Below are 15,611 nucleotides of genomic sequence, written 5' to 3'. Positions count from 1 at the left end.
TTGATCTTGCGCTGTTCTAGCTAGGGCAACTGCAAGCCGCCGCCAGCTTTGTGCAACGCGCGCAGGTGTTGACCGAGTTGTGCCAGATTGGCTTCAGCGGCTTGTAGCTCAGCCAGGCGAGCAGGTTCCAGCAAGGTACGCACTTCCTGATCGAGGTTGTCGCTGAGCTGACGCAGTTGTTGCTGGCGTGCCTGGCTCTCGGCTTCCAAGCGTTGCCATTCAGCGCGTTGCGGCAAGCCATAGCCCCCTTCGAGCAACTCCGCCGGACGACTGAGAAACCCACTGTTGGCGAGGATCTGCTGCAGCGCACCACCCGCTGTATTGAGCTCAGGATCAGCGCCCTCGCGCCCGCTCAGGTAGCGGCGCTTAAGCTCATCCTGGGCCAGCAACAACTGTCGGCGCAGCGCCGCCTGCTCAAGCAGCAGCAGCGCCGCGCTGGCGCGCAGATTGGCCTGAGCAAACCAGGGCTGGCGCTTCACGGCCGGCAAGCTCAACCAGTCCTCGACGTGCGCCTGGGTAATTGGCAACTGCGCCTGCAGCACGCTGAACATGGCTTGATAGCGGTCACGGAAGGAGTCAAAGCGATACCCCAGGCGCAACGCCTCAGCATCGTCGGCGAGCACGCTGCGGTCGGCCAACTCACGGGCGACCAAGGTATCCAACAGACCGTTGGGCATGATGCTGTCGAGTGCATGCAAGCGCGGGTGCTGGCTGCCGCTGCGTAACAGCTTGAGGGTTTCCACGGCACAGTTGTTGGAAAGAAACCAGTAGTCGCCGTCATAACTCCAGTGCTGCTCAGCCGCGCGAATCACCAGTTGCTCAAGCTGCGGACGTTCGAGTTTAAGCGGCACCGACGCCAGGCTACGCAGCTCAACCTTGGTGTATTCCTCAATAACCTGCTCCAACGGCAACACGAACAACCGCGATGGGTACGCGCCGGTCAGGCCATCCCAGCTGGACAGCTGCACATCGCCGACAAAAGCGCGGTAGGACAGCACTAGGTGCTCCTGCAGGTCCAACCGACAATCCGGCCCCAGCGGCCGGCCAGGCGCGCAGATTACTAGGCGCAGCATGCTGTGCCCCCAACGACTGGCCAGGGCATCGTTGGCTTCGGCGAGCAGATAATCCACCTGATAGACCCGCTGCGGGTCGATACTGCCAAGCGGCTGGCGGGCAAAGTCGCGCCCGGCATTCAGATAAGCCAAGCCGTCCGCGCACGTTTCTTGGCCAGCAGGCGACCAGCCGAAATGCGCACTCAAGTAGCGCGCCACCGAAGGTCGGCGGCAGGCGTAGCTGGGGTCGAGGAGGAAGTACTCCATGTTCACCGCGAGGTACTCGCGCGGGTTCGTTAATTCATAGCGGTCTGGGCTGCGCGCAACTTGGTGGTTCTCGTGGCCGCGCTCACCACGTCGGCCAACCTGTTGCGGCCAGCCAGCCAGGTCGAGCAACAGCGGATCATCACTCAGGGTAAAAAGCCGCGCAGTCTGGCCCCGGCAATAATCAGGCAACCCGACAGCCCCCAGGCTCTGCTCACGCTGGCGACACTGGCGTTGCAGCTGCCTGTCAGCCTGTGGCCAACGCTGGGCGCGGTCATACAAATGGGTGAGTTCGTGCAGCACAGTCGCCAGCAGTTCGCGGCGCATGCTGCCATGTGGGCGATGGGTTTCGTGGGTGGCGCCCGTGCCGTCACTCAAGGCTGGCAGCAGCGCGGCATTGAGTTCAATGCCACTGAAACGCCCGGCACGGCCATAGACCTGCGCAGGCATGTCGCCCCAGCGCACACTGACACGGCGGTCGAGTTGTTGCTTGAAGCGCGGCGGTAACGCCTCCAGCGCTTCTTGCAACAGCTGCTGGCTGGCCTGACGTTCACGGGCACTGAGTCCCGCGTCGTTCAGGTGCAGACGCAACTCGGCCTGGCTGTTGGTGCTAACAAGTGCGACCAGTAGCAGCAGCCAGGTACGCGGCCAATTCACAGCGCCAGAATGGCTTCGGCCAATACCAGATCGGAAGCACCCTGTGCTTCAGGCACTTGGCTGCGAATGACACCGATGGCCGCTTCCAGCTGCGCGCCACGGATCTGCCCTTGGCTGGCCACAAAGCTGGCCGCATCGTCACGCGCTGCCAACACGATTTTCGAATCGCGAATTGAGGTGGTGGTATCTGAAGTGAAATCCAGGGTGCGATCCAGTGCACGCACGATGATGTTGCTGGTCGCCACCAAGGTTTGCGCCTGGGCAGTGGCACTCAACAGAACAATCGCAACTACAGCACCGAGTAAGGCAGGGCGCATACGCATCTCCAATAATCAACCATCAACCCGACGGGGTTGGTTTGGACGAGTATTCTGCCACACAGTTCCGCCAGCGCTTCTGGCTAAGCGCTGGCATCCCCCACACTCAGAGGCTGAGGATAGCGCTCGCCAGCTGCATATCGTCGCTTACCAACGTCGGCACCTGCTGGCGGATATGCTGCAACGCGGCCTCCAGACGCACGCCGCGGATATTGCCCTGACTCGCTACAAAAGCGGCAGCGTCATCACGCGCGGCAAGCACAATCTTGTCATCACTGAAGGAAGAGGAAACATCGGAGGTGGCGTCCGAGGTGGCGCCAATCGCGCCCACCACTGCATCTGTGGTCACCACAAAACTGGTGGCGCTAGCCGTACCGGCCAGCGCCAAGAGTGCCGCCAGGCTAAAGGTCTTTATCGCATTCATATCCACGCTCCTGAAAAGGCCCAACAGTCGGGCTAATTCATTGTAGACCGAGCGCATGCCAGTTGGTTGCCAGGCAGATCAGCGCCAAAACGGCTTTTCCAACTCAACCTGACGCTGCGCCTCACTGATCCCAGCATCCGCCAGCTGACGACTATCCAGGTGTGCCAAATGCTTACGCGTATGCCGATTGCGTTGCCAGCCACACAGCGTGGCATAGAGCTTCAGCCATAGCGGGCGATGGTCCTGAGCAGATTGTGAGGGCCGGCGTTTGAGCGTGCGTTCCATGGCGCAATTCCTTGTCAACCAACAGAGATGGCAACCTAGGATGCGCGCTAAGGCGCGGAGCGGGCAGAGACAGCAGCTGGAAATTGTTATGGTGCAGTTACAGTTTCATCCATACTGTACCGCTTCACGCACAGCAGACTGTTACGGATAAATAGTCCTGCAGATAAAAAGAAAGCCCCAGCACGCAGGGTGCTGGAGCTTCAAAAATCCCATAAAAGGGAGGAGCAGAAATCGGTGTTTGGCGGCGGTTAACGCCAGAAAGGCTTACTCAATTCGGCCTGACGCTGTGCTTCGCTGATTCCGGCATCTGCAAGCAGACGGGCATCCAAACGAGCAAGTTGACGGCGACTGACAGCACGGCGCTGCCAAAGCAAAACAGAAGACAATATGCGCAGCGGCAGAGCGCTGGAGCCGGTGGCTTGGCTGTGATCAAAAAACAGGTCGGAACTGAGGGTACGTTCCATGGTGGTCATCCTTCCGCTTGTGGCGGGTCAGTGGTGTGTTGCGATGTAAGCATTATTGCCGCCACCTCCTGCACGCAGTAGCCACAGCTGAATTGAATTGCAGCACTAATAGATAGCTTGCTTTGTAACTGTTCAGCCTTTTTTAGCATCAACTGTACTGGCCATAAGTTCTTTAGCCTAAAAAACAATTAATAGCAGATAAAACACCTGCATAAATGCTTAATAAGCAGTGATTTAGCACAGGTACAGTTACAGATTTCACTTCTATTACAGTTGACCTGTTTTTCAGATTTTCACCTGGAAAAAACACTTTCCTGGTTGCCTGGTCAGAAAAAAGCCCGGCTGATAGCCGGGCTTTTTTATACAACGCAGCGGTTAGATTTAGTCGACCGCTTTGACCATGTCTTCGATGACCTTCTTGGCATCACCAAAGACCATCATGGTCTTGTCCAAATAGAACAGTTCGTTGTCCAGGCCGGCGTAACCGCTGGCCATCGAGCGCTTGTTGACGATCACGGTCTTGGCTTTGTAAGCCTCGAGGATCGGCATGCCGGCGATCGGCGACGTCGGGTCGTTCTTCGCGGCCGGGTTGACCACGTCGTTGGCGCCCAGCACCAGCACCACGTCAGCTTGACCGAACTCGGAGTTGATGTCGTCCATCTCGAACACCTGCTCGTAAGGCACTTCAGCCTCGGCCAGCAGGACGTTCATATGGCCTGGCATCCGCCCGGCAACCGGGTGGATCGCGTACTTCACGGTCACACCGCGATGGGTCAGCTTCTCCGCCAGTTCCATCAGCGCATGCTGGGCACGGGCTACTGCCAGGCCGTAGCCCGGCACGATAATCACGGTATCAGCGTTGGTCAGCAGGAAGGCCGCGTCGTCGCTCGAACCGGATTTAACCGGGCGTGCTTCTTTGGCACCTGCTGGGCCAGCTTCTGCCGGAGCACCGCCGAAACCACCGAGGATCACGTTGAAGAACGAACGGTTCATCGCCTTGCACATGATGTACGAGAGGATCGCACCGCTCGAACCCACCAAGGAACCAGCAATGATCAACATCGAGTTGTTCAGCGAGAAGCCGATACCGGCCGCCGCCCAGCCCGAGTAGCTGTTGAGCATCGACACCACCACCGGCATATCAGCACCGCCAATCGGGATGATGATCAGCACGCCAATCACGAAGGCCAAGGCCAGCAGAATGGCGAAGGCGGTCAGGTTACCGGTGAAGGTGTACATCAGACCGAGGCCAAGGATCGCCAGGCCGATGGCCAGGTTGACCCAGTGTTGGCCCTTGAACTGTACCGGTGCGCCCTGGAACAAGCGGAACTTGTACTTGCCCGAGAGTTTGCCGAAGGCAATCACCGAACCGGAGAAGGTGATGGCACCGATGGCAGCACCGAGGAACAACTCCAGACGGTTACCAGCCGGAATCGCATCGCCCAAGGCAGCAACGATACCCAGCGACTGCGGCTCAACCACGGCGGCAATGGCGATAAACACCGCAGCCAGGCCGATCATGCTGTGCATAAAGGCAACCAGCTCAGGCATCTTGGTCATTTCCACACGCTTGGCCATGACCGTACCGACCGTGCCGCCGACCAGCAGGCCGACAATCACGTAGCCGATGCCTTGGGTAGCCAATTCAGCACCAAGCTTGTAGATCAGGCCAACGGTGGTCAGCACCGCCAAACCCATGCCGAGCATGCCAAACAGGTTGCCGCGACGCGAGGTCGTCGGATGCGACAGACCTTTGAGTGCCTGGATAAAGCAGATCGAGGCAACGAGGTAGAGCACGGTGATCAGATTCATACTCATCAGTGCTTCTCCCCTGCAGCGGCTTTAGGCGCTTTCTTCTTGAACATTTCCAGCATGCGCCGGGTCACCAAAAAGCCACCGAACACGTTGACCGCAGCCAGGGCCACCGCCAGGGTGCCCATGGTTTTACCCAGCGGGGTCACGGTCAGCGCGGCAGCCAGCATGGCGCCGACGATCACGATCGCGGAAATTGCGTTGGTCACCGCCATCAGTGGGGTGTGCAAGGCCGGAGTCACGTTCCACACCACGTGGTAACCCACGTAGATGGCCAGGGCGAAGATGATCAGGTTGTAGATGCCGTCGGAAATCATATCCATGTGCGGTACTCCCCTTAGCCGTTGGTGCGCACGACGTTGCCGTCGCGGCACATCAGGCACGCGGCGACGATGTCGTCTTCAAGGTTGAGGTGGAACTTGCCTTCGCCGTCGATAACCAGCTTGAGGAAGTCCAGCAGGTTGCGTGCATACAGCGCCGAAGCATCGGCCGGCACCAGAGCCGCCAGGTTGCTGTGGCCGACGATGGTCACGCCGTGCTCGACCACCACCTGCTCGGCGACGGTCAGCGGGCAGTTGCCGCCTTGCGCTGCGGCGAGGTCGATGATCACCGAGCCTGGCTTCATCTCCGCCACGGTGGCGGTATGCAGCAGGGTCGGTGCCTTGCGGCCCGGGATCAGCGCAGTGGTGATAACGATGTCAGCCTGCTTGGCCTTCTCGTGCACCGCCTTGGCCTGACGCTCCATCCACGACGCCGGCATCGGCCGCGCGTAGCCGCCTACGCCTTGGGCGCATTCGCGCTCTTCATCGGTCTCGAACGGTACGTCGACGAACTTGGCGCCGAGCGATTCGATCTGCTCTTTAACCGCCGGACGCACGTCCGAAGCCTCGATCACCGCACCCAGGCGCTTGGCCGTGGCGATGGCCTGCAAACCAGCAACACCGGCACCAAGAATCAGAATGCGCGCGGCCTTAACGGTACCGGCAGCGGTCATCAGCATCGGCATAAAGCGCGGGTAGTGATGCGCCGCCAGCAGCACGGCCTTGTAGCCGGCGATGTTGGCTTGCGACGACAGCACGTCCAGGCTCTGCGCGCGGGAGGTACGCGGGGCGGCCTCCAGGGCGAAGGCGGTGACGCCGCGAGCATTGATGCGCGCGATGGTCTCGTTGCTGAACGGGTTGAGCATGCCCACCAGCACCGCGCCGGCTTTCATATGCGCCAGTTCAGCATCGGTCGGGGCGACCACTTTCAGCACCAGATCGGCACCAAAGGCAGCAGCATCGTTACCAATGGCCGCACCAACGGCTTCATAGGCGCTGTCCGGAATGCTCGCGCTAACGCCAGCACCGCTCTGTACAGTCACCTGATGGCCTTGGCCGATCAGCTTCTTGATGGTTTCGGGAGTTGCGGCAACGCGCGTCTCACCAGCATGGGTTTCGAGAGGAACACCGATGTGCACTTCAATTCTCCTGCGTGATCTTTTTGGTGAACCGGCGCACTGCGGATGGCACGCGGGCATTAGGGAGGATCAGCACAAACCCGTCGAAAAGTGGCGGGGCCCGCATTCTGCCGGCGAACGGCAGTCCCTTCAAGAAGTTATGGAGTAAGAAAATCGCATTACTACAAGTTATAGGTCTATGACTACTTTTCATACCGACCACAGGCCGCGCCGTTTCTGGCTTAGCCCTTCAATCACGCTGCTTACAGAGGAAAAACCCATGCGTATGGTGGATGACAGCCGATCGAATCTTCTGATATGTAGAAAGTAGCGAACACAGCGTAAAAAATAGCCTTCACACCAGCAGGCATGGGCCTTAGCGGTTTTTAGCGCCTGATTCTCATGTAGTTTGTAAAACAATCCACTACCTAACACTTAAGGCGGCATAAGGCCGTATCCGCGCATGTGTTTATGCACAGATCGACCACTAATTCGCTGACAAATGCTCAAGCAGGCGGGCGTTTACCCAGTCGCTTTTACTGTGCAAACGATGCGGATGCGAACCCGCGTTCTTGCCCCTGAAACACCTAGGCGCTGCGGTAACGCGCCGCCTCGCCGACCAACCAATCACGAAACGCCGCGAGCGCCGCCGACTGCACTTTGCGTTCCGGCACAATCAAGTAATAAGCCCGGCCGCTGTCCGCGAGCGGCTTATCAGACGCAATCACCAGCCGTCCTTCATCCAACTCGCGGCGGATCAGAAACGGCGGAATCAACGCCACGCCCATCTCATGCATGGCCGCCTGAGCCAGCATCGAGAACAGCTCATAGCGCGGCCCGGCCATGTCCCGCGCGGTACTGATACCCTGGGCGTTGAACCACTGACGCCAGGCGTAAGGCCGGGTGGTCTGTTGCAACAGCGGCAGGCTGGCCATTTGTTCACCGCTGAGGTGCGTCTGCTCACCCAGCAGCGCCGGGCTGCACACCGGCATCGGGTTCTCTCCCATCAGCAGGTGCGCCTGGGTACCAGACCAATCGCCATCGCCGAAATACACGGCCGCGTCGAACTCGGTATCGGCAAACAGAAAGGGCCGCGTGCGGTTGGTCAGGTTGACGGTAATTTCCGGGTGCAGGTGCTGAAAGTCTTTCAGCCGTGGCAGCAGCCACTGCGTACCGAAGGTCGGCACCACGGCCAGTTCGATACTCATCGCCCCTTGCTGACCCATTACAGCCAAGGTGTCACGCTCCACTGCGTCCAGCTGCCCAGCCACCCGCCGCGCATAGGACTGGCCCGCCTCAGTCAGCTTCACACCACGCCGTGAGCGGCGAAACAGCTCGATATTAAGGAAGGCTTCCAGCCCAGCGATCTGCCGACAGACCGCGCCCTGGGTCAGGCTCAGCTCATCGGCCGCTCGGGTAAAACTCTGATGGCGCGCGGCTGATTCAAAGGCAATCAGGGCGGCAGTGCTGGGAATCTTGCGGCGCATATGTGCATCAGCCTCACTTTATTCACTGTAAAAAGCCGAATAACCCTATCTCGAAGTGAGTAATACGCACAACAGGGTGCGTATTACTCGTTTGCCTGCCCGGTATAAGCCGCCTAGGATCAAGGCCACTTACCGCTGGGCGCGGTTCGGTTGCGCAGATACCCGCCCCCCCACAGTCTGATTTCGAGGTTTTCGCGATGGCCAAGGCAAGCTTCAACTGGATCGACCCGCTGCTGCTGGATCAGCAACTGACCGAAGAAGAACGCATGGTGCGTGACAGCGCCCAACAGTTCGCGGCCGACAAGCTGAAGCCGCGCGTGCAACTGGCCTTCCGTAACGAGCAGACCGATCCGAAAATCTTCCGCGAGATGGGCGACACCGGCCTGCTCGGTGCAACCATCCCCGAGCAGTATGGCGGCAGCGGCCTGAACTACGTGTGCTACGGCTTGATCGCCCGCGAAGTGGAGCGCATCGACTCCGGCTACCGCTCGATGATGAGCGTGCAATCGTCCCTGGTGATGGTGCCAATCTTCGAATTCGGCAACGAAGCGACCAAACAGAAATACCTGCCGAAACTGGCCAGCGGCGAATACATCGGCTGCTTTGGCCTGACCGAGCCGGACCACGGTTCCGACCCAGGCAGCATGATCACCCGCGCCAAGAAGGTCGATGGCGGCTACCGCCTGACCGGCGCCAAAATGTGGATCACCAACAGCCCGATTGCCGATGTGTTTGTGGTTTGGGCCAAGGATGATGCCGGCGAGATCCGCGGCTTCGTGCTGGAAAAAGGCTGGCAGGGCCTGAGCGCACCGGCGATCCACGGCAAGGTCGGCCTGCGCGCCTCGATCACCGGCGAAATCGTCATGGACAACGTATTCGTCCCGGAAGAAAACGCCTTCCCTGACGTGCGCGGCCTGAAAGGCCCTTTCACCTGCCTCAACTCGGCGCGCTATGGCATCAGCTGGGGCGCCCTCGGTGCCGCCGAAGACTGCTGGCACACCGCCCGCCAATACACCCTGGACCGCAAGCAGTTCGGCCGCCCGCTGGCGCAAACGCAGCTGATCCAGAAAAAGCTCGCCGACATGCAGACCGAAATCACCCTGGCCCTGCAAGGTTGCCTGCGCCTGGGGCGGATGAAAGACGAAGGCACGGCAGCGGTGGAAATCACCTCGATCATGAAGCGCAACAGCTGCGGCAAGTCCCTGGACATCGCCCGCATGGCCCGCGACATGCTCGGCGGTAACGGCATCAGCGATGAATACAGCGTGGCCCGTCACCTGGTTAACCTGGAAGTGGTCAACACCTACGAAGGCACCCACGACGTTCACGCGCTGATCCTTGGCCGCGCGCAGACCGGCCTGCAGGCGTTCTTTTAAACCTGCCCACAAACGCCCTCGGACCGCAGGGTGGATGACGCTCTTTTCATCCACCTTCTCTACCGCATGGTGGATGGATAAAGCGCCAGCTACGCGCCCCGATCCACCCTACGCAGGAATCTTCGCTATGCCCGGCGCCCTTTCGCATATCCGCGTTCTCGACCTGTCTCGTGTATTGGCAGGACCTTGGGCCGGGCAGATTCTCGGTGACCTGGGCGCTGAAGTGATCAAGGTCGAGCGCCCCGGCAGCGGCGATGACACCCGCCACTGGGGCCCACCTTATGTGAAGGACGCCGAGGGCAACGACTCGCGCGAAGCGGCGTACTTTCAGAGCGCCAATCGCAACAAACAATCGGTCACCCTCGACTTCACCCAGCCCGATGGCCAACGCCTGGTGCGTGAGCTGGTGCAAAACTGCGACGTGCTGCTGGAGAACTTCAAGGTCGGCGGCCTGGCGGCCTATGGCCTTGATTACGACTCGCTGAAAGCCATCAATCCGCGCCTGATTTATTGCTCGATCACCGGCTTTGGTCAGGACGGCCCTTATGCCAAACGCGCCGGCTATGACTTTATGATTCAGGGCCTCGGCGGGCTGATGAGCCTGACCGGCAAGCCCGATGGAGAAGAAGGCGCCGGCCCGATGAAAGTCGGGGTCGCCCTCACCGACATCCTCACCGGCCTTTACGCCACCGTCGGCGTGCTGGCGGCGCTCAATCAGCGTGAGCAATCGGGGCTTGGCCAACATATTGATGTGGCCCTGCTGGATGTGCAGGTGGCTTGCCTGGCTAACCAGGCGATGAATTACCTCAACACCGGCGTCTCGCCGAAACGCCTGGGCAACGCCCACCCGAATATCGTGCCCTACCAGGATTTCCCCTCGGCCGACGGCGACTTCATCATCGCCGTGGGTAATGACGGGCAGTTCCGCAAACTGTGCGAGGTGGCCGGCCTTGCGGAGTTGGCCGACGACCCGCGTTTTTCTTCAAACAAAGCCCGGGTTGCCCATCGCGCCGAGCTGATCCCATTGCTGCGTCAGGCCACGGTGTTCAAGACCACGGCGCAATGGATCGGTTTGCTCGAACAGGCAGGCGTCCCCTGTGGGCCGATCAATGACCTGGCCCAGGTATTTGCCGACCCGCAGGTTCTGGCACGCGGCCTGCGCATCGACATGCCCAACAGCCTGGGCAGCAGCACTCCGCAAGTGGCCAGCCCGCTGCGGTTGTCAGAAACCCCGGTGCAATACCGCAACGCACCGCCACTGCTCGGCGAACACACCGAGCAGGTACTCAGCCGTCACTTGGGCCTAAGCCCTGAGCAGATCACTGCCCTGCGTGCAGCTGGCGTGCTCTGAGCGGTTGCTCACCCGCGATCAATCCACCTGCCTGTTACTGCATTTTGTTACGCAGCAACTAGGCAGCAGCCCTAACGCACGCGCCATCTCAGCAACACAGGTCGATGCGCCAGCACGCTCAGCGCGAGAGCACGCGACTTGGCCTACCAGAGCGCACTCACTGCGGAACTCGCCGGCGGCCGTTCACCTGATCAATAGACAAAAGTAATTTGCTGTTCCTTGCGCCGATAGTGGCTAATGGCTCGCAATCGAAATCCGCACTGGAGCGCCTGCATGGCCGATGACGCCAAAACAGACCGCATCAAAGTCGAAGCAGCTCAGCTGACAATCGGCATGTATGTAGTTGAGCTTGATCGACCATGGACGGATACCAGCTTTCTTTTTCAGGGATTTAGAATTCAAAAGCAGCAGGAAATCAGCCTGTTTCAACAGCAATGCAGTTACGTATGGGTGGATGCGCGGCGCTCTTTAAGCGTGAGCGAGCAGATCGCGGAAAATGCAGGCGCGCCTGCGCCACTGCAGCCGGTGATAGCCAAGGTCGATTTCAACCTGGAGATACAGCAGGCAGCGCCTGTATGGCATGCCGCCCGCGAGGAGTCTCTGCGGATTCTTCAGGCCGTCAAATTGGGCCAGGAACTGGACGTTGATGCGGTGAAAGCCGTGGTCAAGGATTGCGTTGAAAGCATCCTGCGCAATCCAACAGCCATGCTATGGCTGGCTCGCATCAAAAACAGTGACGAATACACCGCCGAGCATTCGCTGCGCGTGTCCATTCTGTCGATTGCCCTAGCTAAAGCGCTGGGCTTGCCGACTTATCAACTTGAGCAAATCGGTATCTGCGGCATGCTCCACGATGTCGGCAAAGTCAAAATACCCAATGAGATACTCAACAAGCCCGGCAAATTGACGGATGACGAGCACGGCATCATGCAGAGCCATGCGGCGGAAGGGCGCAGGCTATTGATGAGTAACCAGCAGGTCACTCCAGCCACGGTCGACGTCGCCTACTCCCACCACGAGCGCGTGGATGGCAAGGGCTACCCTCGCGGCCTGGATGCCAGCAAAATTCCTTATTTCGCCAAGATCATTGCCGTAGCCGACAGCTATGACGCCATTAATAGCGACCGCGTTTACAGCAAAGGTAAATCCAGCTTGGCATCGCTGTGTATCTTGCTGGAAGCCGTCGACAGCCATTTCGATGAAGATATTGTGGGCTGCTTTTCGCGCATGATCGGCATCTATCCACCCGGAGAAATCGTTGAGATGACCAATGGTGAGGTCGGCATCATCATTGGCTGTCACCCCGGCAACAAGCTCAAGCCCAAGGTGCTGCGGGTGCTGGATGCGGACAAAAAGGCGTGCAAAGAACGCATTATAGAACTGGCGAAAATGGCCAAGGACAGCGACGACAAGCCCTACCGCGTGCACGAAGTACACAGCAGCGGGGCCTTTGGTATTGATATCGATGCCTACCGCCGTAAAGGCCTGATTATCCCTATCTAGATTGCGCAGCCCCCTCATGCCTCATCGGCGTCATCAGCCCGACCATCACCCCCAGGCTGTAGAAGCTGCTCAGCGCGCCGTGTCAGCAACACCAGACACAGGCCGTTACGGGCGGCCCAAGTGCAGCTGTGCCTCCAGCCCGCAAGCGCCAAGCCAACCGCCAACCGCCAACCAGCAGCATGCGATTGGCAGGATGGAGACGCCTGCATCATCAACGCCTAGATCGCCTTATTAACTGTCCAACGCACTGGCCGGGCCAAAGAACTCGTAATGGCTCTGCGCGGCCGGCACACCCAGGCTGTGCAAATGCCGTTTGACCTGCGCCATAAACGGCTTAGGACCCAGGAAGTAGGCATCCAGGTCACGCTGCTCGGGCAGCCACTCGCTCAATAACTGCTGGGTGAGGAAGCCTTCGGCATCGCCCACATCACCGTCACGCGGCTCGCTGTAGCACACGTAATGACGCACTTGCGGACGCTCGCTGCGCTGCGCCTCGACCCACTCACGGAAGGCATGCACACCGGCATGGCGCGCACAGTGGATAAAGTGAATATCACGGCCGCTGTCACGCGCCGCTTCAAGCATGCTCAGCGCCGGCGTGATGCCGACACCCGCGCTGATCAGCACCAACGGTTTGCTGGATTCGCGCAGAACAAAATCGCCGGACGGGGCAAACAACTCCAAGCTATCGCCGACTTGCAGCTGGTCATGCAGGTAGTTGGACACCTTGCCGCCCGCCTCGCGCTTGACGCTGATGCGGTACTCGCGGCCATTGCTCAGGGCCGACAGCGAGTAGTTGCGGCGCTGCTCGGCGCCCTCCAGCAGTAAGCGCAAGCCGATGTACTGGCCGGGCTGAAAGTCCGCCACGGCGCCGCCGTCAGCCGGGGCTAGGAACAGCGAAACAATCTCCTCACTCTCCACCACCTTGCGGCTCAAACGGAATTCGCGCGCCCCGCGCCAGCCACCCTCGGCACTGGCATTCGCGGCATAGGCGGCTTCTTCGGCGCCGATGAGAATGTCAGCGAGCTGGCCATAGGCGGCGGCCCAGGCATCAATCACCGCATCGGTGGCGATCTCAGCACCCAGCACTTCGCGAATCGCCCGTAACAAACAGCTGCCAACAATCGGGTAATGCTCGGGCAGGATTTGCAGCGACACGTGCTTGTTAACGATTTGCCCAACCAGCGGGCCGAGCGCCTCCAGCTTGTCGATGTGCCGCGCATACATCAGCACCGCATTGGCAAGGGCGCGCTGCTGGCCGCCACTGGCCTGGTGCGCCTGGTTAAACAGGACGCGCACCTCGGGGTACTCGCTAAGCATCAGCTCATAGAAATGCCGCGTCAGCGCTTCGCCACCCGTTTCCAGCAGCGGGACAGTGGCTTTAATCAGGGCGGTTTGCTCAGGGGTCAACATGCAGGCTTCCTCATCGGGGCGACACACTGCACTTGCGCAGTGGTTCGGTTCATATCACTCTGACTATTACAGGAAGCATGCCAATATTTTTATTGTTTAAATTCAATGACTTATAAATATATGCGTCTTTATGACAGCAGTTATTTTGAGTCTTAATGACCTCTAGCGTGTCCTTATGACAGCAAACCCACTGCTCACCGCCCTGATCCCCCTGGTCGCCGACCTGTCCCGCGAGCTGCCCGAGGCCGAGCGCTATCGCCGCCTGCTGCAAGCGCTCAGGCAATTGCTGCCCTGCGACGCCGTGGCGCTACTCAAGCTCGACGGTGAGGTATTGATCCCGCTTGCGGTCGAGGGCCTGAGTGCCGACACCCTTGGCCGGCGTTTCAAACTCAGCGAACAGCCACGCCTGCAAGCGCTGCTGGCGCAACGCGGGCCACTGCGTTTCGCCACCGACTGCGAGCTGCCTGATCCGTATGACGGCCTGGTCGACGGTCATCGCGGCCACCTGCCCGTGCATGACTGCCTCGGCTGCGCGCTCTATGTGCAAGATCAGCCCTGGGGGCTGCTGACCCTCGACTCGCTCGACCCCGCCAGTTTTGGCCGGGTGGACCTGGACAACCTGCAGGCCTTCGCCAGCCTCGCCGCCGCCACGGTGATGGCCAGCGAGCGGATCAACGCCCTGCTGCAACGCGCCGAAGACCAGCACCAATTGGCCGAGGCCTATAAGCAGGCAGCAGTGCAACAGCGCCCGCGTGAACTGATCGGCCAGAGCGCGGTGCACAAACAGCTGCAGCAGGAAATCGCCCTGGTTGGTAACAGCGAGCTGAACGTGCTGATCAGTGGCGAAACCGGGGTCGGCAAAGAGTTGGTCGCCGAAGCCCTGCACGCCGCCTCGCCGCGCGCCAATCGGCCCATGATCAGCCTGAACTGCGCGGCGCTGCCGGATAATCTGGTGGAAAGCGAACTGTTTGGCCATGTACGCGGCGCCTTCACCGGGGCGCACAACGAACGCCGCGGCAAGTTCGAGCTGGCCGATGGCGGCAGCCTGTTTCTCGATGAAATCGGCGAACTGCCGCTGCTCGCTCAGGCCAAGCTGTTGCGCGTACTGCAAAGTGGCCAGCTGCAACGCGTGGGGGCCGACCAGGAGCAGCGGGTCAACGTACGGGTACTGGCCGCCAGCAACCGTGACCTGGCCGAAGAAGTGCGCGCCGGACGCTTTCGCGCCGACCTCTACCATCGCCTCAGTGTTTACCCGCTCAAGGTGCCTGCGCTGCGCGAACGCGGGCGTGATGTGTTGCTCCTGGCCGGCTACTTCCTTGAGGAAAACCGCGCCCGCCTGGGGCTGCGCAGCGTGCGTCTGACCCTGGCCGCACAAGCCAGCCTGCTGAGCTTCACCTGGCCAGGTAATGTGCGCGAGCTGGAACACCTGATCGGCCGCGCTGCGCTCAAGGCGCTCGCCGGTTGCCGCGAACGCCCACGCATTCTCAGCATCGACAGCGCCCACCTCGACCTGCCAGAACAATACCCTGGCATGCCTCTCGCCGCGTCCAGCAGCCCAGCCGCAAGCCCTAACAACCTGCCGCTGCGCGAGGCCGTCGACGCCTTCCAGAAACAGCTAATCAGCCAAGCCCTCAGCCGTCATCAGCGCAAATGGGCAGCCGCCGCGCGCGAACTGGGCCTCGACCGCGCCAACCTGATCCGTCTGGCCAAACGCCTGGGCCTTAACTAGAAAAAAGGCCACCCGCCGATCCTCACCGTCATTGCACAG

At 60.2% G+C, this 15,611-nt stretch carries 14 protein-coding genes; 4 read left to right on the top strand and 10 right to left on the bottom strand.

Annotated elements, in window-relative coordinates:
• Positions 1–20 precede the first annotated feature (20 nt).
• From ACEPAJ_RS03820 to ACEPAJ_RS03780, 9 genes are all read right to left on the bottom strand, one after another.
• On the bottom strand, positions 21–1,973 hold the full coding sequence (locus tag ACEPAJ_RS03820) for a DUF4105 domain-containing protein (protein WP_425913646.1): 1,953 nt from the start codon (positions 1,971–1,973) through the stop codon (positions 21–23).
• The gene (locus tag ACEPAJ_RS03815; protein WP_425913644.1) at positions 1,970–2,290 is read right to left on the bottom strand and encodes a DUF2388 domain-containing protein; all 321 of its coding nucleotides are present in this window, start codon (positions 2,288–2,290) and stop codon (positions 1,970–1,972) included. Before ACEPAJ_RS03815 ends, ACEPAJ_RS03820 begins: the two co-directional genes overlap by 4 nt.
• A gap of 106 nt (positions 2,291–2,396) precedes the next feature.
• Complete coding sequence (locus ACEPAJ_RS03810) at positions 2,397–2,714, bottom strand: DUF2388 domain-containing protein (RefSeq protein WP_425913643.1); 318 nt, start codon at positions 2,712–2,714, stop codon at positions 2,397–2,399.
• Positions 2,715–2,792: 78 nt separating this feature from the next.
• Positions 2,793–2,999: a DUF1127 domain-containing protein gene (locus ACEPAJ_RS03805; protein WP_322948197.1), complete on the bottom strand. Its 207-nt coding sequence runs from the start codon at positions 2,997–2,999 to the stop codon at positions 2,793–2,795.
• A gap of 248 nt (positions 3,000–3,247) precedes the next feature.
• Positions 3,248–3,463, bottom strand: coding sequence for a DUF1127 domain-containing protein (locus tag ACEPAJ_RS03800; protein WP_274087415.1), 216 nt, complete (start codon positions 3,461–3,463; stop codon positions 3,248–3,250).
• 381 nt (positions 3,464–3,844) lie between these two features.
• Positions 3,845–5,281 carry an NAD(P)(+) transhydrogenase (Re/Si-specific) subunit beta gene (locus ACEPAJ_RS03795; RefSeq protein WP_425913641.1) on the bottom strand — a complete coding sequence of 479 codons (1,437 nt, stop codon included), beginning with the start codon at positions 5,279–5,281 and terminating at the stop codon, positions 3,845–3,847.
• Complete coding sequence (locus ACEPAJ_RS03790) at positions 5,281–5,598, bottom strand: NAD(P) transhydrogenase subunit alpha (protein WP_090241161.1); 318 nt, start codon at positions 5,596–5,598, stop codon at positions 5,281–5,283. Before ACEPAJ_RS03790 ends, ACEPAJ_RS03795 begins: the two co-directional genes overlap by 1 nt.
• 14 nt (positions 5,599–5,612) lie before the next feature.
• Entirely contained in the window at positions 5,613–6,734 is a 1,122-nt protein-coding gene (locus ACEPAJ_RS03785) for a Re/Si-specific NAD(P)(+) transhydrogenase subunit alpha (RefSeq protein WP_425913639.1), read from the bottom strand.
• A 566-nt stretch (positions 6,735–7,300) separates the two neighbouring features.
• On the bottom strand, positions 7,301–8,200 hold the full coding sequence (locus ACEPAJ_RS03780; protein ID WP_425913637.1) for a LysR family transcriptional regulator: 900 nt from the start codon (positions 8,198–8,200) through the stop codon (positions 7,301–7,303).
• 197 nt (positions 8,201–8,397) lie between these two features.
• On the opposite strand from ACEPAJ_RS03780, the gene ACEPAJ_RS03775 reads away from it, so the two are divergent.
• The 3 genes from ACEPAJ_RS03775 (at position 8,398) to ACEPAJ_RS03765 (ending at position 12,430) form a co-directional block, all read left to right on the top strand.
• On the top strand, positions 8,398–9,576 hold the full coding sequence (locus tag ACEPAJ_RS03775; RefSeq protein ID WP_425913636.1) for an acyl-CoA dehydrogenase: 1,179 nt from the start codon (positions 8,398–8,400) through the stop codon (positions 9,574–9,576).
• Between the two features lie 127 nt (positions 9,577–9,703).
• Positions 9,704–10,927 (top strand): CaiB/BaiF CoA transferase family protein, encoded by a 1,224-nt coding sequence (locus tag ACEPAJ_RS03770; protein WP_425913635.1) that lies wholly within the window; start codon positions 9,704–9,706, stop codon positions 10,925–10,927.
• Between the two features lie 273 nt (positions 10,928–11,200).
• Complete coding sequence (locus ACEPAJ_RS03765; RefSeq protein WP_425913633.1) at positions 11,201–12,430, top strand: HD-GYP domain-containing protein; 1,230 nt, start codon at positions 11,201–11,203, stop codon at positions 12,428–12,430.
• A gap of 231 nt (positions 12,431–12,661) precedes the next feature.
• Here ACEPAJ_RS03765 and hmpA read toward each other — a convergent pair whose 3' ends face one another.
• Positions 12,662–13,843, bottom strand: coding sequence for an NO-inducible flavohemoprotein (gene hmpA / locus ACEPAJ_RS03760; RefSeq protein ID WP_425913632.1), 1,182 nt, complete (start codon positions 13,841–13,843; stop codon positions 12,662–12,664).
• Between the two features lie 175 nt (positions 13,844–14,018).
• Here hmpA and norR point away from each other — a divergent pair, with 175 nt between their 5' ends.
• Positions 14,019–15,572 carry a nitric oxide reductase transcriptional regulator NorR gene (gene norR / locus ACEPAJ_RS03755; protein WP_425913631.1) on the top strand — a complete coding sequence of 518 codons (1,554 nt, stop codon included), beginning with the start codon at positions 14,019–14,021 and terminating at the stop codon, positions 15,570–15,572.
• Positions 15,573–15,611 lie beyond the last annotated feature (39 nt).

This window comes from Pseudomonas sp. GWSMS-1 (genome assembly GCF_049847425.1).
Classification (GTDB): Bacteria; Pseudomonadota; Gammaproteobacteria; order Pseudomonadales; family Pseudomonadaceae; genus Aquipseudomonas.
The sequence above is the reverse complement of the archived record's forward strand: the minus strand, read 5'-3'. Positions and strand labels throughout refer to the sequence as shown.

Coding starts and splice junctions, on each gene's coding strand:
- ACEPAJ_RS03815 (WP_425913644.1), bottom strand. CDS start 2,290: ATGCGCCCTGCCTTACTCGGTGCTGTAGTTGCGATTGTTCTGTTGAGT.
- ACEPAJ_RS03810 (WP_425913643.1), bottom strand. CDS start 2,714: ATGAATGCGATAAAGACCTTTAGCCTGGCGGCACTCTTGGCGCTGGCC.
- ACEPAJ_RS03805 (WP_322948197.1), bottom strand. CDS start 2,999: ATGGAACGCACGCTCAAACGCCGGCCCTCACAATCTGCTCAGGACCAT.
- ACEPAJ_RS03800 (WP_274087415.1), bottom strand. CDS start 3,463: ATGGAACGTACCCTCAGTTCCGACCTGTTTTTTGATCACAGCCAAGCC.
- ACEPAJ_RS03795 (WP_425913641.1), bottom strand. CDS start 5,281: ATGAGTATGAATCTGATCACCGTGCTCTACCTCGTTGCCTCGATCTGC.
- ACEPAJ_RS03790 (WP_090241161.1), bottom strand. CDS start 5,598: ATGGATATGATTTCCGACGGCATCTACAACCTGATCATCTTCGCCCTG.
- ACEPAJ_RS03780 (WP_425913637.1), bottom strand. CDS start 8,200: ATGCGCCGCAAGATTCCCAGCACTGCCGCCCTGATTGCCTTTGAATCA.
- ACEPAJ_RS03775 (WP_425913636.1), top strand. CDS start 8,398: ATGGCCAAGGCAAGCTTCAACTGGATCGACCCGCTGCTGCTGGATCAG.
- ACEPAJ_RS03770 (WP_425913635.1), top strand. CDS start 9,704: ATGCCCGGCGCCCTTTCGCATATCCGCGTTCTCGACCTGTCTCGTGTA.
- ACEPAJ_RS03765 (WP_425913633.1), top strand. CDS start 11,201: ATGGCCGATGACGCCAAAACAGACCGCATCAAAGTCGAAGCAGCTCAG.
- hmpA (WP_425913632.1), bottom strand. CDS start 13,843: ATGTTGACCCCTGAGCAAACCGCCCTGATTAAAGCCACTGTCCCGCTG.
- norR (WP_425913631.1), top strand. CDS start 14,019: ATGACAGCAAACCCACTGCTCACCGCCCTGATCCCCCTGGTCGCCGAC.